Origin of the sequence: Bradyrhizobium sp. LTSP857 (assembly GCF_000938285.1) — a bacterium.
In the GTDB taxonomy this organism is placed as follows: domain Bacteria; phylum Pseudomonadota; class Alphaproteobacteria; order Rhizobiales; family Xanthobacteraceae; genus Bradyrhizobium.
On record NZ_JYMS01000007.1, the window covers coordinates 564641 to 583697 of the forward strand.

Annotated in this window: 20 protein-coding genes; 7 read left to right on the top strand and 13 right to left on the bottom strand. The window is 63.5% G+C overall.

Annotated elements, in window-relative coordinates; translation table 11 throughout:
- Window positions 1-17: 17 nt before the first annotated feature.
- The gene (locus UP06_RS04250; protein WP_045000768.1) at window positions 18-1157 is read left to right on the top strand and encodes an ABC transporter substrate-binding protein; all 1140 of its coding nucleotides are present in this window, start codon (window positions 18-20) and stop codon (window positions 1155-1157) included.
- Between the two features lie 130 nt (window positions 1158-1287).
- Here the strand turns inward: UP06_RS04250 and UP06_RS04255 are convergent, their stop codons facing one another.
- Window positions 1288-1707 (bottom strand): nuclear transport factor 2-like protein, encoded by a 420-nt coding sequence (locus tag UP06_RS04255; RefSeq protein WP_045000770.1) that lies wholly within the window; start codon window positions 1705-1707, stop codon window positions 1288-1290.
- Between the two features lie 143 nt (window positions 1708-1850).
- On the opposite strand from UP06_RS04255, the gene UP06_RS04260 reads away from it, so the two are divergent.
- The 3 genes from UP06_RS04260 to UP06_RS04270 all read left to right on the top strand — a co-directional run bounded on the left by UP06_RS04260 (window position 1851) and on the right by UP06_RS04270 (window position 4790).
- Window positions 1851-3092 (top strand): amidohydrolase family protein, encoded by a 1242-nt coding sequence (locus UP06_RS04260; RefSeq protein ID WP_045000772.1) that lies wholly within the window; start codon window positions 1851-1853, stop codon window positions 3090-3092.
- A gap of 17 nt (window positions 3093-3109) precedes the next feature.
- Window positions 3110-4315, top strand: coding sequence for an amidohydrolase family protein (locus UP06_RS04265; protein ID WP_045000774.1), 1206 nt, complete (start codon window positions 3110-3112; stop codon window positions 4313-4315).
- A 157-nt stretch (window positions 4316-4472) separates the two neighbouring features.
- Window positions 4473-4790 (top strand): hypothetical protein, encoded by a 318-nt coding sequence (locus tag UP06_RS04270; RefSeq protein ID WP_045000776.1) that lies wholly within the window; start codon window positions 4473-4475, stop codon window positions 4788-4790.
- A 73-nt stretch (window positions 4791-4863) separates the two neighbouring features.
- On the opposite strand, the gene UP06_RS04275 is transcribed toward UP06_RS04270, so the two are convergent.
- The 8 genes from UP06_RS04275 to UP06_RS04310 form a co-directional block, all read right to left on the bottom strand.
- On the bottom strand, window positions 4864-5778 hold the full coding sequence (locus tag UP06_RS04275; RefSeq protein ID WP_045000778.1) for a DUF1932 domain-containing protein: 915 nt from the start codon (window positions 5776-5778) through the stop codon (window positions 4864-4866).
- On the bottom strand, window positions 5778-6647 hold the full coding sequence (locus UP06_RS04280; RefSeq protein WP_045000780.1) for a substrate-binding domain-containing protein: 870 nt from the start codon (window positions 6645-6647) through the stop codon (window positions 5778-5780). Before UP06_RS04280 ends, UP06_RS04275 begins: the two co-directional genes overlap by 1 nt.
- A 27-nt stretch (window positions 6648-6674) precedes the next feature.
- A complete protein-coding gene (locus UP06_RS04285) occupies window positions 6675-7358 on the bottom strand; it encodes a 4-carboxy-4-hydroxy-2-oxoadipate aldolase/oxaloacetate decarboxylase (RefSeq protein ID WP_045000782.1) in 684 nt (227 codons plus the stop codon).
- Entirely contained in the window at window positions 7355-8068 is a 714-nt protein-coding gene (locus UP06_RS04290) for a PIG-L deacetylase family protein (protein WP_045000784.1), read from the bottom strand. Before UP06_RS04290 ends, UP06_RS04285 begins: the two co-directional genes overlap by 4 nt.
- 67 nt (window positions 8069-8135) lie before the next feature.
- The gene (gene dctA, locus UP06_RS04295) at window positions 8136-9437 is read right to left on the bottom strand and encodes a C4-dicarboxylate transporter DctA (RefSeq protein WP_045000786.1); all 1302 of its coding nucleotides are present in this window, start codon (window positions 9435-9437) and stop codon (window positions 8136-8138) included.
- The gene (locus UP06_RS04300) at window positions 9434-10318 is read right to left on the bottom strand and encodes an amidohydrolase family protein (RefSeq protein WP_045000788.1); all 885 of its coding nucleotides are present in this window, start codon (window positions 10316-10318) and stop codon (window positions 9434-9436) included. Before UP06_RS04300 ends, dctA begins: the two co-directional genes overlap by 4 nt.
- A complete protein-coding gene (locus tag UP06_RS04305; protein WP_045000790.1) occupies window positions 10318-11277 on the bottom strand; it encodes an amidohydrolase family protein in 960 nt (319 codons plus the stop codon). The genes UP06_RS04300 and UP06_RS04305 overlap by 1 nt, the downstream gene beginning before the upstream one ends.
- Window positions 11278-11349: 72 nt before the next feature.
- On the bottom strand, window positions 11350-12057 hold the full coding sequence (locus UP06_RS04310) for a TetR/AcrR family transcriptional regulator (RefSeq protein ID WP_045000792.1): 708 nt from the start codon (window positions 12055-12057) through the stop codon (window positions 11350-11352).
- A 115-nt stretch (window positions 12058-12172) separates the two neighbouring features.
- On the opposite strand from UP06_RS04310, the gene UP06_RS04315 reads away from it, so the two are divergent.
- On the top strand, window positions 12173-13150 hold the full coding sequence (locus UP06_RS04315) for a tripartite tricarboxylate transporter substrate binding protein (RefSeq protein ID WP_045000794.1): 978 nt from the start codon (window positions 12173-12175) through the stop codon (window positions 13148-13150).
- An 11-nt stretch (window positions 13151-13161) separates the two neighbouring features.
- The gene (locus UP06_RS04320) at window positions 13162-13968 is read left to right on the top strand and encodes an ABC transporter substrate-binding protein (protein ID WP_045000796.1); all 807 of its coding nucleotides are present in this window, start codon (window positions 13162-13164) and stop codon (window positions 13966-13968) included.
- 10 nt (window positions 13969-13978) lie between these two features.
- Here UP06_RS04320 and UP06_RS04325 read toward each other — a convergent pair whose 3' ends face one another.
- Complete coding sequence (locus UP06_RS04325) at window positions 13979-15121, bottom strand: mechanosensitive ion channel family protein (RefSeq protein ID WP_045000798.1); 1143 nt, start codon at window positions 15119-15121, stop codon at window positions 13979-13981.
- Between the two features lie 121 nt (window positions 15122-15242).
- On the opposite strand from UP06_RS04325, the gene UP06_RS04330 reads away from it, so the two are divergent.
- Window positions 15243-16487, top strand: a complete 1245-nt coding sequence (locus tag UP06_RS04330) for a DUF763 domain-containing protein (RefSeq protein WP_082081220.1) — start codon at window positions 15243-15245, stop codon at window positions 16485-16487.
- Here the strand turns inward: UP06_RS04330 and UP06_RS04335 are convergent.
- From UP06_RS04335 to UP06_RS04345, 3 genes are all read right to left on the bottom strand, one after another.
- A complete protein-coding gene (locus tag UP06_RS04335) occupies window positions 16388-17695 on the bottom strand; it encodes a cytochrome P450 family protein (RefSeq protein WP_045000800.1) in 1308 nt (435 codons plus the stop codon). The genes UP06_RS04330 and UP06_RS04335 overlap by 100 nt on opposite strands.
- A 105-nt stretch (window positions 17696-17800) precedes the next feature.
- Window positions 17801-18121: a hypothetical protein gene (locus UP06_RS04340; protein ID WP_045000801.1), complete on the bottom strand. Its 321-nt coding sequence runs from the start codon at window positions 18119-18121 to the stop codon at window positions 17801-17803.
- Between the two features lie 106 nt (window positions 18122-18227).
- Window positions 18228-19001 carry a ferredoxin--NADP reductase gene (locus UP06_RS04345; protein WP_045000802.1) on the bottom strand — a complete coding sequence of 258 codons (774 nt, stop codon included), beginning with the start codon at window positions 18999-19001 and terminating at the stop codon, window positions 18228-18230.
- Window positions 19002-19057: the final 56 nt, after the last annotated feature.

Genomic DNA, 19057 nt, shown 5'->3' on the forward strand with positions numbered 1-19057 from the left:
CATTGGGAGTAAAGCACATGAACAAGACAAAACTGGCACTCGCCCTGCTATTGGGTCTCGCATCAGTTCCGGCGATGGCACAGGACATCAAAGTCGGAACGATCTTTCCGCTCAGCGGTGGCGCCGGTCCGGATGGCCAGACCGTCACCAATGCCGTCAAGCTCATGGTCCAGCAGATCAACGACAAGGGCGGATTGCTCGGCCGCAAGCTGACGCTGATCTCCAAGGACGACGAGAGCACACCCGCGGTCGGCGTCAGCCGAGCCAACGAGATGATCGCCGAGAAGGCGGATGTCGTCATCGAAGGCTGGAACTCGCCGGTCACGCTCGCCATGCAGCCGATCCTCGCCCGCGGCGGCGTCCTGGACATCACGGCGGTCTCGAAATCGGACCTGATCCTCAGCGGCGAAACCAACCCTTACGCGCTGCGTATCAACAGCTCGAATGGCTTTGATGCCGGCATCATCGCCAAATACGTCGTCGAGACGATGAAAGCGAAGAAGGTTGCCTTCCTGACCCAGAACGACGTCTACGGCAACGGCTTCCAGACCGCGGTCGAAGCCGAGTTCAAGAAGCTGAACTTTTCCGGCGAAGTCGTCATGACCGAGAAGTTCGCATTCAAGGACACCGATTTTCGCGTGCAGCTCACGAACCTGAAAGGCGCCAATGCCGACGCCATCATCGTCACCAACTCGTCGAACTCGTCGGGCCTGCCGGCGATGGTCGAGCAATACCGCCAGGCCGACATCAAATCGACCTTCGTCGGAGCTGTCGGCATTATGCTGACCACGGTATTTAGGGTGGCCGGCGACGCCAATAACGGAGTGATCTCGGCCGACATCTTCTTCCCTGACCTGCCCCCGTTCACCATCATGCCGGAGAGCACCTCGTTCGTGGCCGCCTACAACAAGGCCTATGGCATCAATCCCGACAAGAGCGCAGCACTGGGCGCCGCGGCCGTGCAGGTGTGGGCACAGGCCGTTGAATCGACCAAGTCGCTCGACCGTAAGACCGTGGCGGAAGCGATCCGCGGCAAGGCCGTCAAGGGCACCGTGTTCGGCGACGTTCAGTTCTTGCCAAACGGGCAGATGCAGCCGCGTTACGTCGTGTTCAAGGTGGTCGACGGCAAGAACACCAAACTTGAGGCGCTCCAGTAATCGCCGTTCAGCGCTCACACTTGCAACGCTCAAACTCGAACTTTTACCAGCGCCCGCCTTGTCCGAAGGCGGGCGTCATCTTTAGCGCTGCTCTATTGGCCGGAGACGTGCTGCTCGAACCAGTCTGCCCTTACGCGTCGATGCCCCGCTGCACCAGGATGCGCTCGGCGCTGTCGTTCCAGACATCCATCTTGACGATCTGCCCGCCTCTGACGACGAAGCGATCGACGTAGCGGTTGCCTTTGAACGGCGTGCCGTCCATCCACTCGCCATAGAGCGTGCCGACGCTGTAGACCACGGTCTCGTCCGCGCCGGGGCAGACGTCGAAGCGGTCCATCTTCTTCTTGACCCAGCGATAACGTTTGGCGTTGAAGCCGGTTGGCCCGCGAGGGTGGTCGAACTCGCGGCCGCCGGTAAAGGTGATCACCGTGCCCGGCTTCATGTAGGCTGCCGCGGCATCGGGATCGGGAATCATTGAGGCCGTGAGATAGGCCTCCACGATCTCGGCGTCCGACGACGGCGCTTTTTCGCTTTTCACGGCTACGGACATGGCGGTATCTCCCGGACAAATTCGCGAAATACTACCGTCCAGGTCGGGGAAAGCACGCATATATTTTGACCAGATCCCCCGCTACATTGCTGCCGACCTGAAGCCTCGCCCACTGCTATAACTCGCCTCCGAAGATTCATTGCATGACCACCCAGACCGCCTTCGACCTGATCTTCCGCAACGCCCTGTTGCGATCATCCGCCACGCCCGTCGATATCGGCGTGAAGGGCGGCCGGATCGCTGCGATTGAGCCAAAACTTGCCTGCGAGGCGATCGAGATCGATGTCGGGGGACGGCTGGCCCTGCCCGGCTTCGTCGATACCCACATCCATCTCGACAAGGCCTGCCTGCTCGAGCGTTGTGGACACATCCACGGCTCGCTCGGCGATGCCATCCGCGCCGTCTCGGCGATGAAGCGCGACTTCAGCGCCGAGGACGTCTATGCGCGTGGCGCCAGGGTGATCGAGCGCGCCATCGTGCACGGCACGACCCGCATGCGCACCCATGTCGAGATCGATCCGCGCATCGGCTTGCGCAGCTTCGAAGCGGTGAAGGCGCTGAAGCGCGACTATGCCTGGGCCCTCGACCTCTCGCTTTGCGTCTTCCCGCAGGAAGGCCTGACCAACGATCCCGGAGCTGAGGAACTGCTGGTGCAGGCGCTGCGGGACGGCGGCGAGGCGATCGGTGGCTGCCCCTATACCGACACCGACCCGAACGCGCATCTCGCGCGCATCTTCGATCTCGCGCAAGAATTCGACGTCGACGTCGATCTTCATCTCGACTTCGATCTCGATCCGTCCTGGTGGCATCTGGACGAAGTCTGCCGGCAGACCGAACAGCGCAACTATCAGGGTCGCGTCGCGATCGGCCACGCCACAAAGCTCTCCGCCTTGCCGCCGGAGCGGCTGAAGGCAGCCACCGCTCAACTGGCGAAAGCCGGCGTCGCCGTCACTGTGCTGCCCGCGACGGATCTCTATCTGATGGGGCGCGAGGCCACCCACAACGCGCCGCGCGGGCTGACGCTCGCGCACAAGCTCGCGGGCGACGGCATCGTGTGCTCGGTCGCCACCAACAACGTGCTCAATCCCTTCACGCCATTTGGCGATGCCTCGCTGATGCGGATGGCGAACTTCTACGCCAATGTCGCGCACGCCTCCGTCGGCGACTTCGACACCTGCCTCGATCTCGTCACCGAGCTACCGGCGCGGCTGATGAACCTGAGGGACTACGGCATCGCGGTCGGAAAGCCCGCCGATCTCGTCGTGCTCGACACAAAGGACAGCCGCTTTGCCATCGCCGAGCTGCCGGATATCGTGATGGGCTTCAAGAGCGGCCGGCAGACCTTTGAGCGGCCGCAGCCGACGCTGTTCAAGCCGCAGACCTGAACCAACGGAACAACCGGATGGCTTACGACAAGATATTCCTCAACGCCCGCTTCGACGGCGGATCGCGACATCACATCGCGGTCAAGGACGGCCGTATCGCCGCGATCATGCCTGCTGACCAGCCACCCACGGGCGACGAGACGGTTGACCTCGACAATGCCCTGGTCGTTCCCGGCTTCGTCGAGGGCCACATCCATCTCGACACAAGCTTCTATGGCGATGCCTGGCGCCCGCACAAGCCCTGCACTGACGGCTTCGACGTGCATGAGCGCGTGGCCTTCCAGGCCCAGAACATCGCCGAGGCCGCACCGATGGATGTGCGCGCCCGCAACCAGCTCGATCTCTGCATCGGGCATGGCACCACGCAGATGCGCAGCCATGTCATGGTCGACGGCTCGGTCGGCCTGAAATCGCTCGAGACGATCCTGCGCGTGCGTGAGGAGTACAGGGGCCTGATCGACATCCAGCTCGTCGCCTTTCCCCAGAGCGGCATCCTGATGAGCCCGGGCACGCCACAATTGCTGGATGAAGCCATCGGGCTCGGTGCCGATCTGGTCGGAGGGCTCGATCCCGCGAGTTTTGATCGCGATGTCGAGAAACATCTCGACGTCGTGTTCGGCGTGGCCGGCAAGCATGGTGTCGACGTCGACATTCACCTGCACGACATGGGCACGCTTGGCGCGTTCGAGATCGAGCAGATTGCGGCCCGCACGCGCGCGCTCGGCATGGAAGGCCATGTCGCCATCAGCCACGCCTACGGACTTGGCGACATCTCCGCAGATCATCTCAAGAAGATCGCCGAAATCCTTGCCCGTTCCGGCGTCGCGATCATGACCAATGCGCCGGGCGCGCGGCCCTTCCCGCCGATCCTGGCGCTGCGCAACGCCGGCGTGACCGTGTTCAGCGGCAATGACAACATTCGTGATTCCTGGTGGCCTTATGGCGACGGCGACATGCTGCGCCGGGCGACGACGCTCGGCTATCGCTCGGGCTTCAACATCGATGAAGAACTGCGCGTGGCGTTCGATGTCGTCACCGAAGCCGGCGCCAAGGCGCTGCGACTCGAGGGCTACGGCCAGCGCGACGGCGCCAAGGCCGATTTTGTGACGTTGAACGCCGCCCATGTTCCCGAGGCTGTCGTCGCGGTTCCGCAGGCGCGCTCCGTGTACAAGGAGGGCAAGCTTGTCGCGTCGAACGGTAAGATGGTCGGGAAACGCAGCTAACCCGTAGGGCTAAAGTCCGTCCGATATTACCGCTGATCCGGGCGCCGGCTGAGTCCGGTAGAATCCCGGACCGTAGCCCAACGCGTTGCGGGAAGGGTCAGGTAATCTTACTAAGACCTTGCACTGACCCTCCGCGTTCAATTGGGGAAGTTTGGATATGTTCAGCGCATTTAGCAGCATCGATTACCAGTCCATTCGAGCCAAGACACCCGCCGAAACAGCCGTCAAGCGACTGAACGGCATCGGTGAAGTCCTCTCTGGCCTTGATATCTCGTCCATTCACACGCAGGACGAGATGGCCCGCGCACTGTGGACACTCGATACCGCCGACAAGTGCATTCGCATGATCCTCACCGAGTTTCGCACCGAGCGGGACAGAGACGTCGTTCGCGAGGCCAAGAGCCTGATCGACTTGATCGAGCTCGCGCGCGACGAGATCTCGGACTATCGCGACGGCGGCAGGATCCTGAGCTGAGCGCGCGCGCTTCAGGTTATTGTCTGAGCATGATCTTTTCGGAAAACCGCTGCACACTTTTCCGGATCATGCTCTAACGCTTGACCTTCGCCAGAATGCGATCCGCCTCGGTGCGCCAATCGGCGCTGCGGGCAAACTCCTTGGTGCCCCTCTCCCCGAACAGGCCTTCGTCGGCGAGATCGGCCACCCAGGCCTGCCGTTCGGCGGTGCCCTGCGCCGACCACGGCGTCAGCCCTGCCTCGCGCACGGTCTCGGCGACCTCGCGCACCTCCTCGGCACGGCGGCGGCCGTGCTCGATCACGCGCTGGAAGAAATAAGCGCCCTGCTTCTCCCAATTGATGGCGGGGAATGTCTCCGTGAGTGATGCCAGCACGGCATCCTCGACGCCATAAGCGCGCGCGGTGGTAAAACTCTCGATCACCATGGCCTCGAGGCCCTTGATCATGATGCTGCGGCACATCTTGACGGCCGAGGACACGCCGAGCTTGTCGCTGGCAACCTTGGCCGCAAAGCCGATCGTGTTCAGGAGCGGCTCCAGCTCTTTCGCGCCGGGCCCGCCGAGCAGCAGCGGCACCTTGATGCGATAGGGCGGCACCGAGGTCATCACCGCGCCCTCGACGTAGCGCCCGCCGGCGCCGTCGATCAGCGCCGCGGCGCGCTGCTTGGCACCCGGTGAGGCCGAGTTGAAATCAAGGAACCAGGTGCCCTGGTTGAGTGCACCCGCACAGGCTTTTGCGACCGACACAGCCTGGCTGGCTGTGACCGCGGAGACGATGAAGTCTGACTTCGCGGTGAGCTCAGCGTGCGAAGCAGCCAGCGCCACGCCAAATTTCTTAGCGTGCTCTTTCAGTGCGGCACCCTGCTCGCCTCCAAGCTTGATGTCGAAGGCTACGACCTTGATGTCCTGCTGGCGCAAATCCTCGGCCAAAATCCTGCCGACCTCGCCGTAGCCGACCAGCCCGATGTGCCATCGTTTCGGATCTGCCATCAGTTCAATCCTCGCGTTGTCTCGTCGAAGAGCTCTTCAACCGCATAGCGGCGCGGAATCAGCGCCTGCTGGAATGCGTAGTCGACGATCAGCTCCAACGGCTTTCTGTTCGCCTCAACTCCGAACGGAACCATATCGGGCGAACTGGCCGGCTCCACCTGGGTCTTGTTCCGCTTGAGGAGATCATAGACGCCCGCGACCACATCGGGGTGCGCCCGCGCAAGCTGTTCAGTCACGACCACGTAATGATTGACCGGCACAACGCCGCGGCGCACGTACCATTTGGCGGCTTCAGCAGCCGGATCGGGGAACAGCGGCCTCAGCTTGGGATCGTTCGGGGCCTCGCCGAGAACGGCGTCGAGCTCGCCGTCGATCAGCATCTGCAAGATCTTCTTGTCCTTCGGCGCGCGCTCGGTGGTGTCGACATATTCGGCGACGTGCGGATCCTCGAAGGTCACCCAACGGATCTTATCGAGATTCACGCCATAGTCGTTGGCGAGGATGCCCCTGATCCAGGCGCCCGTGGTCGTCGTGAAGGAGCGGATGCCGACGCGCTTGCCTTCGAGATCACTCGGCCCGAGCGTTCCATGCGCGGGATTGTACAGCGCATGAGCATGTTGGAAGCGGCCGAGCATGGCTGCCGGCAGCAGCACCAGCGGCTTGCCATGCGCCTTCGCCATCAGATAGGTGACGATCGCCATCTCGCAGACGTCAAACGCCTGCTCGCGCACCATCGGCTTGAACGCCGTGTTGGTCGGCGTGTATTCGATGAAGTCGAGGTCGAAGCGGTCGGAGCGGAGCTCGCCGCTCTTCACCGCCTGGACATGGGGGTGACTGCCGAGCACGGCTTTCAGTTTGAGACGATCCATCCGCCCGCTCCGCTTCTCTTGTCCCGCCTAGACGTCCTCGGGATTGTCGACATAGACGAGCCCTGCTTTGGCCAGGGCCTCACGCATGCTGTACATATCGAGGCCCAATTCGCCCGAACCGAGACGTTTGCGCTTGCCGCCCTCGTCCGCATTGCGCTTCTTCGCCTTTTCGGCGACTTCGGCGGCGTAACGCTTCGGCACCACCACCACGCCGTCGTCATCGGCCACGACGATGTCGCCCGGATCGACGTTGACGCCGGCGCAGACGACGGGAATGTTGACCGAGCCGAGCGTGGCCTTGACCGTGCCCTTGGCCGAGACCGCGCGCGACCACACCGGAAATTTCATCTCGTGCAGCGCTTTGACATCGCGGCAGCCGGCATCGATGATCAGCCCCTGCACGCCACGCGCCTGGAGCGAGGTCGCGAGCAATTCGCCGAACATGCCATCAGTATTGTCGGTGGTGCAGCCGACGACGAGGATGTCGCCCTTCTTGCACTGCTCGACCGCGACATGGATCATCCAGTTGTCGCCGGGCTGCGCCAGCACGGTGACCGCGGGGCCCGCAATCGACGCACCTGCCCAGACCGGACGCAAATACGGCTTCATCAGGCCAAGGCGGCCATAAGCCTCGTGCACGGTGGAGACGCCGTATTCCGCCATGCCGGCGGGATCGGCACGCTTGATGTTGCGAACGACGACCGGCTTCATGCCAGCACCTCCGCGACCGTCGGGAACAGCCGCTGATAGGCCTCGCCATAGGTCATGGGAATGCCGGTGTTGCGGCTGCCCTGGATGCCGCGGTTGAGCGCGACGCGCTCGTAATAGCCCCAGAGATGTTTTTGCGCGGCGAGAATCTGGAACGCCTCGTACTTCTCCTTCCAGACCTCGTCGATCTTGAGCAGCACGTCCGGCTTGTAATTGCACTGCTCGGGCTGGTGCGGCTCGAACAGGAACACAGGCGGCGCCGAATATTGGTACTGTGCGCCGGGCTTGTGGCCCATCGCCTGCGCCACCACGCGGGTCTCCTGCGCGAAATGCGCGGCGTTCGGATGGTCGAAATTATAGGGATCTTCCAGCGCGTGCGTCAGCACGAAGCTCGGATTGAGCTCGCGGTAGATATCGACCATGCGGTCGAAATGAGCCTCGGTGAGCTTTAGCGGATAGTCTCCGCAGTCAAAGAACTCGATCTCGGCACCGAGCAGCTTTGCGGCCCGCTCCGCCTCGTCCTTGCGGCCGGCTTTGACCGACTCCATCGTCGCGCCCTTTTCCTTCCAGGCGAACTGGCTCTCGCCGCGCTCGCCGAAGGACATGCAGACGATCTTCATGCGATAGCCCTTCTTCGCATGCAGCGCGATGGCGCCGCCAGCACGCCAGACGAAATCGCCCGGATGTGCCGTAACCACGAGACCTGTTTTCATGGGACGAACTCCCCTCTCTCATTCGTAAGCATCTTAAGCTGCCTGCGTCGCGCAGGAAGCCAATTCATCACGCCGCAGCAGTCGCGGGTTCCTCGCCGTCAAGCACGCGCTTCAAGCGCTCGGCGTCGAGCGCGCCTTCCCATTTGGAAATCGCGATGGTCGCCACCGCGTTTCCGATCAGATTGGTCGGCGTCAGCCCCTGCGACATCAGGCGATGGATACCGAGCACCAGTGCGACGCTCGTCACGGGAATGCTGCCGGTGGCCGACAGCGTCGCCGCCAGCACGACGAAGGCGGCGCCCGCAATCCCCGCCGCACCCTTGGAGGTCACGAGCAGGATCAGCAGCAGTTCGATCTGCTCGGCAGGCCCGAACGGCGTGTTGGTCGCCTGTGCCAGGAACACCGAGGCAGCCGCCAGATAGAGACAGGTGCCGTCGAGATTGAAGGAATAGCCGGTCGGGATCACGAGCCCGACGACGCTCTTCTCGCAGCCGGCTTTCTCGAGCTTGGTCAGCATCCGCGGCAGCACCGTCTCCGACGAGGTCGTGGCGATGCAGATCAGCAGCTCTTCCCAGATGTAGCGGATCAGCTTGAGCAGCGAGAAGCCGCAGAGCCGCGCGACAGGGCCGAGCGCCACAACGATGAAGATCACGCAGGTGAGATAGAATCCGCCCAGGAGCTTGCCGAGCGAAGCCAGCGAGCCGATGCCGAACTTGCCGACCGTGAACGCAATGGCACCGAATGCACCGATCGGCGCCGCCCACATCACGAAGCCGACGACGGCAAAGACCATCTTGGCGGCGATGTCGATCAAATTGACCAGCGGCGCGGCGCGTTCGCCAAGTTGCACCAGCGCAAAGCCGCACAGCACGGCGATGAAGAGCACCTGAAGAATGTTGCCCTCGGCAAAGGCGCCAATGAAGGTTGCAGGCACGATGTTCATCAGGAACGGCACGAAGCCGATCACGGCGGTCTGCTTGACATAAGGCTCGACAGCGCTGGCGTTGATGGTCGCGGGATCGATGTTCATGCCGGCGCCGGGCTTGAGCAGATTGACCGCGACAAGACCGATGATCAGCGCGATCGTGGTCATGATCTCGAAATAGATGATGGCTTTGACGGCGACGCGCCCTACGCGTGCCATGTCGGCCATGTGAGCGATGCCGTGCACGACCGTACAGAAGATGATCGGTGCGATCAGCATCCGGATCGCCTTGATGAAGGCGTCGCCGAGCGGCTGCATCTTCGCACCTGCCTCGGGATTGACGATCCCAAGCGCGATGCCGGCCACCATGGCGATGAGCACCTGGATCCAAAGCTCCTTCCACCAGGCGCGGCCGCGCGGCTTGTCGATCGCAAGCGCCGTCATGTGTCGAACTCGAACAGGCGCGCCGGATTATCGACCAGGATCTTTTGCTGGAACTCCGGCTCCGGTGCGAACAGTGGAATCAGGTCGACGAGGTCACCGTCATTCGGCATCGCCTTGACGTTGGGATGCGGCCAGTCAGTGCCCCAGATGACGCGGTCGGGCGCAGTCTCGACGATTTTTCGCGCGAACGGCACGGCGTCGGTAAATGGCGGGCCGGCCGAGGACACGCGTTCGGAGCCGCAGATCTTGACCCAGCACTTCTCGTCGCGCCGCATCAGATCGATCAGAATCTTGAACGGCAGTTGGTCGAGCCCTTCGGACGCCTTCACCCGCCCCATATGGTCGATGGTGTAGCTCAACGGCAGCTTAGTCAGCATGTCGGCGTATTCAGGCAGGTCGATCGCATCGAAATGCAGATCGATGTGCCAGCCGAGCGGCGTGACCATCGCGATGATGCGGTCAAATACGCGCTTGTCGGGAACGCCGCCAAGGTGTCGCACGAAATTGAAGCGGCAGCCGCGGAAGCCGCCCTCATGCAGCACGCGAAGCCCGCGTTCGGAGATGGTGTCGTCAATATTGGCCACTGCGCGATAGGCGCCGTTGCTTTGCGCAATCGCGTCGAGGGCCACCGTGTTGTCGGTGCCGTGCACGCTGGCATTGACGATGACGGCGCGCTCCACGCCGAGCTTGGCGTGCAACACCTTGAAATCCGCGAGCGGCGCATCGGGCGGCGTGTACGAGCGATCCGGCGCGTAGGGATATTTCGCCCCGGGGCCGAAGATGTGGCAGTGCGCATCGCAAGAGAGTTTCGGCAGCTTGAATTTCGGCGTGCGCGTGTTCGGAGCGGGTGGCGGAATGGTCGGTGTGTACATCATGGCCATCAGGTGAACTTGAACAGGCGTGCCGGATTGTCGACCAGCAGCTTGTGCTGGACCTTCGCATCTGGCGCATAGAGGGGGATCAGGTCGACGAGCTCGCCGTCGTTCGGCATGAACTTGACGTTGGGGTGCGGCCAGTCGGTGCCCCAGATGACGCGATCCGGCGCATTGTCGATCAGCGCCTTCGCGAACGGCACCGCGTCATGGAATGGCTTGCCGGCCGCAGAGGCGCGCTCAAGGCCCGTGATCTTGACCCAGCATTTTTCGTCTTTTTTCTGGAGATCGAGCAGCGCGGTAAAGCCGGGATCGTCGAGCCCTTTCGCGGCCTGCACCGTACCCATGTGATCGATCACATAGGGCGTCGGCAGCGCGGTGAGGATGGGCGCGAATTCGGCGATCGTGCCCGGCTCGAGATAAAGGTCGATGTGCCAGCCGAGCTTGGCGATGCGGTGCACGATGCGCTGGAACTTGCCCATGTCGCCGACGCCGCCGAGCCGCTTCAGAAAGGCGAAGCGGCAGCCGCAGATGCCGCCCTTGTCGAGCGCCGCAAGCTCCTTGTCCGACATCTCGTCGTTGACGTTGGCGATGCCCTTGTAGGCACCCTCGCTCTGCGCAATCGCGTCGGTGACGACGCGATTGTCGGTGCCGTGCACGGTGGCATTGACGATCACGCAGCGCTCGACGCCGATCTTCTCGTGGACGCTGCGGAATGCTTCCAGCGGCGCATCGGCTGTGTTGTAGGGCCGGTTTGGTGAAAAGGGATAGCGCGCGGCCGGCCCGAAGATATGGGTGTGGGTGTCGCAGGATTTTGGCGGCAGCTTGAAAGACGGCACCTTGGGATTTGGATCCGGTGGCTCGATCGTCGGGATCGCCTTCGGCTCAGCGGCTTGCGCACGCGCTTCGCCCGCAAGCGCCGCGCCGGCCAGTCCGGTCAAGAGATGCAAGTACTCTCGCCTGTTCATTTCCTCAACACTCACTCACATGGTCCGCTTGCGAGCGGAAACGCTGGATGCGCCTCCCCTCGGCGGTTTCTTTCAAGTCTTGCTTGCAACAGGCCGCCGTCGTGCCGGCGCGGCCTGATCCAGCGCAGGCGCCTGGAAGGCGGCAACGGTGGCTTGCACCAATTGCTCGATGGCCATGGCTGCATCGCTGCCATCGGCCTCGCCGCGCGACAGGCGCGAGACGCGGTCCGGCGTCACCAGCGAATAATAGAGTGCGCCGAGCAGGAAGTGGCTGCGCCAGACGATCTCGTTGCGCGGAATATGCGGCAGGCTGTCGTGGATCGAGTCGATGAAGGCGTGGCTGGTATCGTCAAAAGTCTGCGCGATAATTTTTCGCGCAACCTCGTTGCCTTCCGCCGACATCACCGCCCTCAGCCGCGTGAAGCGTGCGCCGCCGCCGGCGAGATCGCTGCCCGAGGTGAAGGCCGGCACCACATAGGCCCGCACGATGGCCTCCAGCCGGTCCTGGAGATCGCGCACGCGCCTGGCGGCGGCGAGCAATTCCGAACGGCGAAGATTCATGGGCCCGCAATGGCGCCGGTAGATCTCCAGCAGCAGGCCGTCCTTGGTCTTGAAATGATAGGTGACGCTACCGGGATTGGCGCCGGCGGCCTGCGCGATATCGCGCACCGAGACGGCGTTGAAGCCGTTGGTGGCGAACAGCTCCTCGGCCGCGGCGAGGATCGCCTCGCGCATGTTCGGCTTGCGGGCCGTTTCCTTGCTGGTGGGCTTGCTTACCATGTGATTTGTACTATCGTACAAAAGATCAGGTCTCGTCAACAAAAACCATGGGCAACGTCCGGCGCGGCTCAGAGACCGCCGCAGGGACGCGAATGCCTCAAGGAGTGCTAAGAAAATGCTGGGTTTGAACAACACAATCGGCCGGCTCGCGGTCGGTGCGGGTCTGCTGCTGGCAGCGAGCGCCGCGCAGGCCGACAATTATCCGAGCAAGCCGGTACACATCCTCGTGCCCTATGCGGCCGGCGGCGCGGTTGACGTGCTCGCGCGTACGCTCAGCCAGGCGCTGGCCAAGACCTGGGGCCAGCAGCCCGTGGTCGACAACCGTCCCGGCGCCGGCGGCATCGTCGCTTCGCAGGCGCTGGCGCAGGCCAGCCCCGACGGCTACACGCTGATCCTGGTCGCGAGCGGCCATCCGCTCAACCAGTTCATCTATGCGAGCGTGCCCTATGACACGTTCAAGGATTTCACTGCGATCAGCGAAGTCGCCTCCTCACCGCTTGCGATCGTCGTGGCGAAGGACAGCCCGTACAAGACGCTCAGTGATCTCCTCGCCGCCGCAAAGAAGGAGCCGGACAAGCTGTCCTACGGCATGTCCGGCAACGGCACTTCGGCGCATCTCGCCGGCGAGCTGTTGAAATACATGTCCGGCACCAAGATCGTCGCGATTCCCTACAAGGGCGGCGCGCCGGCGCTGACCGCCGTGATCGCAGGCGATATCCCGCTCAGCATCAATCCGCTTGCGGAGGCGATCAGTCAGCTCGAAGGCGGTCCGGTGCGCGCGCTCGCGGTGACCTCGGCCGAGCGCTCAAAGGCGCTGCCGGATGTCCCGACGGTCGCCGAGGCCGGCGTGCCCGGCTATGACGTCTCGGTGTGGTGGGGCGTGCTGGGCCCGGCAAAGATGCCGCCTGAGATCGTGGCAAAGCTCGAAACCGATTTGAAGGCGGCGTTGCAGGACCCGAACGTGCTGTCGACGCTCGGCAAGATCGGCGCAGCGCCCGTCGGCTCGTCCGCCAAGGACTTTGACGCCTACATGCATGCCGAGGCAACCAAATGGGAGCCGGTGCTGAAGGCCGCAGACATCCACGCGCAGTGAAGGACTCTCACATGATGACCTTCTCTCATCCCGTGCGCCTTGCGCGCACTGCCCTGCTCGCGATCGCAATCATCGGCTCGCTCGGTGTATCCGCGCGCGCCGATGGCGAAGCGAAACTCCTGGCGCCGAGCGGCATCTTGCGCGTCGGTATCTATCCGGGCAGCCCGACCTCGATGGTGACAGATGCGGCCGGCAAGCCGCACGGCCTCAGCTACGATCTCGGCAGCGAGTTGGCAAAGCGGCTCGGCGTTCCCATCGACTATGTCAGGTTTCAGCGCGTCGCCGACATCGTTACCGCGATCCACGACGGCCAGATCGATTTCACCGTGACCAACGCCACGCCGGCCCGTGCCAACGACGTCAGCTTCAGCCAGCCTGTGCTGGCGATCGAGCTCGGCTATCTCGTGCCAGTGAACTCCCCGATCGCCAAGATCGAGGATATCGACAAGCCAGGGGTGAAGATCGGCGTCACCAAGGGCTCGACCTCCGAGCGCACCCTGCCCGCGAAGTTCAAGAATGCGACCATAGTCCCCGCCGAAAGCGTCAAGGTCGCGATCACAATGTTCGGCCGGGGCGAGATCGACCTCTATGCCACCAACAAGCCGACGCTGTTCGAGATATCCGACCAGATGCCGGGCGCGCGGATCCTCGACGGCAATTGGGGCGCGGAGCATATGGCGATCGCGATCCCGAAGGGACGCGAGAGCGCGCTCCCCCTGCTCAACCGTTTCGTCGCGGAGGAGCAATCGTCCGGCGCGCTGGACACGATCCAGCAGCAGGCCGGCTTGCGCGGCGCGACCAAGGCGACGCGCGAATAGGCGAAGGCGTTCAATTGCGCGCGTTCGCCCGCATCTTCTCCGGCGCGGCGGGCCGGCGCACGAAGTCGGTGTCGTCGCCTCCCGACGGAATCAGGATGGCGCGTTCGCGTGGCAGTGCTTCCGGCATCTCGTCGCGGATGAAGGCGATCAGCTTCTCCCTCATCTCGCAGCGCAGATCCCAGGATTGCGGCGCATTCCGCGCACTGACCAGGGCGCGAAGCTCGATGGTCCGCGAATCCGCGTTGATCACCTGGAGGTTGACCACGGCGCCGTCCCAGAGCGCGGAGTCCTTGATGGCCTCCTCCAGCCAGCGCCGGATGCGCGGCACGTCGGCGCGGTAGTCGACGTGGAGCGGGATCACACCAATGAGGGATGCCGTATCGCGCGTCCAATTCTGGAACGGCTTTTCGATGAAGTAGGACAGCGGCACCACCATGCGGCGCCAGTCCCACAGCCGGATCACGACATAGGTCGAGGCGATGTCCTCGACCCAGCCCCACTCGTTCTCGATGATCACGGCATCCTCGATGCGGATCGGCTGCGTGATCGCGATCTGCACGCCGGCGATCAGATTGCTGAGCAGCGGCCGCGCGGCAAGACCGACGATGATACCGGCGGCGCCTGCCGAGGCGAACAGGCTGACGCCGTACTGCCTCACCGAATCGAACGTCATCAGCGCGGTCGACACCGTGATGACGACGATGATGGTGTCGGTCACGCGCTTGAACACGCGCACCTGGGTGACATGCTTGCGCGCGACAAAATTCTCGCTAACGTCGCGAAAATTCTGCAAGTACCTCGCCGCGCTCATATCGACGATCCGAATCGAGATCCAGCCGATCAGCGCGATGAAGGCGACGACGAACAAGCTCGTCAGCGGCGTCCGGAACGCGTCGTCGAGCGGCGCAAGCGGCAGGACCAGGGCGACAGCAGCAAGGCATAACGCCAGCTGCGCGGGACCGGATGTCCGCTCGATGAATACACCGAGGAGGGACAAACGGGTTCCGAAGGCGCGATTGAGAAGCCACACGGCGACACGGTAGAGGGTCAAAGCAAGCAGCATCGCGCCGGCGACCAGGCAGAGGCCGACGAACCATGAGGGTATCCAGCCGAACATCCTGTCGATGTCGGTCATGACGGCGTGGCGATTCATTCATGTCCCCGCAATTGCATACGCGTCTCAACGCGTTCCCGGTGGCTTCGCTCCCCCGCTCCGTGCAATGCAGCATCCCTCTGGTGCAACCGTCGCCGAACTGCGCTATTCCTAGGCAATCATGACTCGCCGAACCGGCAGCGCCGATCTTCCCCTGCATACCGGACGGGTTCCGCCGTGGCTTGCGAGCCGCATGGCCTGCCTCGGCGCGATCGTCACGCAGGCGATCGTGCATCATTACGGGCGCGATGCATTCCTCCAGCGGCTATCGCACCCGTTCTGGTTCCAGTCGTTCGGCGCGGTGATGGGGATGGACTGGCACTCCTCGGGAATCACGACCTCCGTGATTGGCGCGCTGAAGCGCGGGCTCGGCCCGTTGCAAGATGAGCTCGGCATCTATGTCTGCGGCGGCCGCGGCCAGCATTCGCGCAAAACACCGGATGAGCTGATGCACCTCAGTGACCGCGTCGGATTCGATGGCGCAAAGCTCACGCGCGCCAGCCGCCTGGTGGCGAAGGTCGATAGCGCGGCGGTACAGGATGGGTTCGATCTCTATCTGCACGGCTTCTTCGTCACCGCCGATGCCAAGTGGACGGTGGTGCAGCAGGGCATGAACGGCGACATGCGGCAGGCCCGCCGCTATCACTGGCATTCCGAGGCGCTGAAGAGTTTTGTCGATACGCCGCACAGCGCGATTGACGGCCCCCAGCAAGGCGAGATCGTCAACCTCACCGACCATCGCGCCGACATCTCACGCACCGCGCAGCTCGAGCTGTTGAGTGATCTCGGCCCCGATCGCATCGTCACCGAGTTCGAACGGCTGACCGGCGTCGAGCCCGCGCAAGCCATGCTGCCGCATTTGATCATGCCCGCGCATCACGACGTGCGCCCGAAAGACGTGTTCGCGCGGCGCCTGCACGGAACACTCGCGGCCGCGGCCGAGCGCGGCCCGGTCGACTTTCCGGAACTGCTGCTGACGCCCGGCGTCGGCGCGCGCACCGTGCGCTCGCTGGCGATGGTCGCCGAAATCGTGCATGGCGCGCCCTATCGCTTTAGGGATCCCGCGCGTTTCTCGCTCGCCCATGGCGGCAAGGACCGGCATCCCTACCCCGTCCCAATCAAGGTCTATGACGAGACCATTAGCGTGCTGAAGGGCGCGATCCAAAGCGCCAAGCTCGGGCGCGAAGAAGAGATGCAAGCGATCAAGCGCCTCGACGACCAGGCGCGCCGTCTGGAGCGAATTGCGCGCGGACCGTCCATTGAAGCCTATATCGCCGGCGAACGAGCGGCCTCGCCCGAACTCGACGGCCGCTCGGTGTTCGGCTGGGAACGCGATGTTGTGGGATCGGACAAATCGACCGGCTGACGGTCCGCCGGGACGACCGGCAGCTTCGCTATGGCGCGGATACCTGGCCGTTTGCGCCAGTGAATCTGGGACGCATCGACGGCAAGTCCGAGCTTGGGCCAGCGCACAAACAGCGCTTCCAGCGCGCAAGCGGCCTCGATCCGAGCAAGCTGGTGGCCGAGGCAGAAATGGATGCCCGTGCCGAAGGAGATATGGCGGTTCGGCTTGCGCGTGAGGTCGAGGCGCTCAGGCTGCTCGTGCACCGCCGGATCGACGTTCGCCGCGGCGAGCATGACCATGACGCGATCGCCCCTCTTGAGCGGCACTCCCGCAAGCTCGATGTCTCGCCGCACATAGCGGGGCTTCGAGAACTGTACAGGCGAGACGAAGCGCAGGAATTCCTCGACGGCGAGAGCGATGCGGCTTCGGTTCTGTTCCAGCCAATCGCGCAGAGCCGGATTCCTGAGGAGCTCATAGACCGAGCCGCTGATGAGATGGGTGGTGGTCTCGGAGCCCGCGGCCAGCAACAGGAAGACCATCGAGACCATTTCGTCCGGCGTGATCTGGCCGCCTTCCCGCTCGACCTGGACCAGCTCCGCGATCAAGCCCTCGCCGCCCTGTGCGCGCGCCAGTCGCAATTGCTGTTCGAGATAGCTGCGCATCTTGCGGAAAGCGAACATCAACCGGAAGAAGCTGACCACATTCGTCAGCGACGACATCGCATTCGCCCAGGCAATGAACCTGGGACGGTCCACTGGCGGCAGGCCGAGCAGTTCACAGATCACGGATAGCGGCAGGATGCGGGCGTAGCGCTGGACGAGATCGGCGGGACTGCCATCGGCGAACAGTTCGTCGGCAAGTCCGTCGGCGATGGTGCGGATGCGCGGCTCCATCGCAACAATCGCGCGGCGGCGAAAGGCCTCGTCCACGATACTGCGCAGCCGGGTGTGATCCGGCTCGTCCATGGTCAGCATGTTCTTGGCAATGGTGGTCACGAGCTTCGGCATCCACCAGCGCAGGCCGGCGACTTCGCCATCTTCCTTGCGCAGCGTGAAGGTCGTGCCGTCCTTCAGCACCTCCGCCGTCGCATCATGCGTGGTGGTGATCCAGACGTCGCCGATCAGGGGAAAACGCGTCGCGACCACGGGACCGGAGGCCCGCAATGCTGCAATCCCCTTCGGCGGATCGCGAAAGAAAGTGTCGCTCGTGAAGTCGATACGCGGTGCCATGGAATCACCGGCGTCGTTGATGGCGCCTCAACCAGATGGTGCGACCGGGCGCTCGCGCAAGGGCCGGAACCCGACCCGCACGACAACGGGATGTACGAAACGAGCCTATCCGCGTCCGGGCGAGCGCGGCCCGGCCTTGCGCTGACTGGTATAGGCGTCCCAATGGCTCCAGCTGCCATTGCTGAGGCTTTGCAGGTCGGTAGTCAGCGGACGGCGCGTGCGCTTGTCGTAATCGGCGATCGAGCGCTCGGACTGCACGATCTTGCGCTTGAGTTCCGCGATCGCCTTCTGGGTCTGGCCGTTCCGCTTTGAGGACGCAATCTCGCCCATCGTGAAGCGCGCGGTCTCCAGCGCCTTCAACTCGGCGCGGTTCTTCTTCAACTGGACCCGGTGCCAGGCGATGTTGCTGTCGCTGTCCGCAACCATGTGGGAACTCCGCTGATTCGCCCCCACAGTGTATCGTGCGCCGAATCGGCACCGCAACGCCCGTGCGGCGGCGAAAATGCGGTGTTATTGCGCGCGAATTCCCGACTTACCGCTCGGCGAAGGCCTTTTCGACCACGAACTGGGCCGGCTCGCCGTGATTGCCCTCGATGAAGCCGCGCTCACCCAGCAGCACGCGGGTGTCCGTGACCAGCGCCGGGCTGCCGCAGATCATGACGCGGTCATGCGCGGCCTCAAGCCCCGGCAGGCCGATATCGGCGAACAGCTTGCCCGAGGTGATGAGGTCTGTAATGCGGCCGCGGTTGCGGAAGGGGTCGCGGGTGACGGTCGGATAGTAGATCAGCTGAGCACGGATGTAGTCGCCGAGGAGTTCGTCCTTCGGCAGATGCTCGGTGATCATCTCGCCATAGGCGAGCTCCTTGACGTGACGGCAGCCGTGCAGCAGCACGACCTTCTCGAAACGCTCGTAGGTCTCGGGGTCCTTGATCACGCTCAGGAACGGGGCGAGGCCGGTGCCGGTGCCGATCAGGTAGAGGTTGCGGCCCTCTTCCAGATTGTCGATCACCAGCGTGCCGGTGGCCTTGCGGCTGACGATGATCTCGTCGCCTTCCTTCAGGTGCTGGAGCCGCGAGGTCAGCGGGCCGTCCGGCACCTTGATCGAGAAGAACTCCAGCGTCTCCTCGTAATTGGCGCTGGCGACGCTGTAGGCCCGCAGCAGCGGCTTCTCGCCGACCTTGAGCCCGATCATGGTGAATTCGCCGTTACGGAAGCGGAAGGTCGGGCTGCGCGTGGTCTTGAAAGAGAACAGCGTGTCGGTCCAGTGGTGGACACTCAAAACGCTTTCCTGATTGAAATTGCTCATCTCACCCTTCCGTGTCGCTTCTGTGCGGTTTTCGAGGCGGTCAGCTATGCATCGTT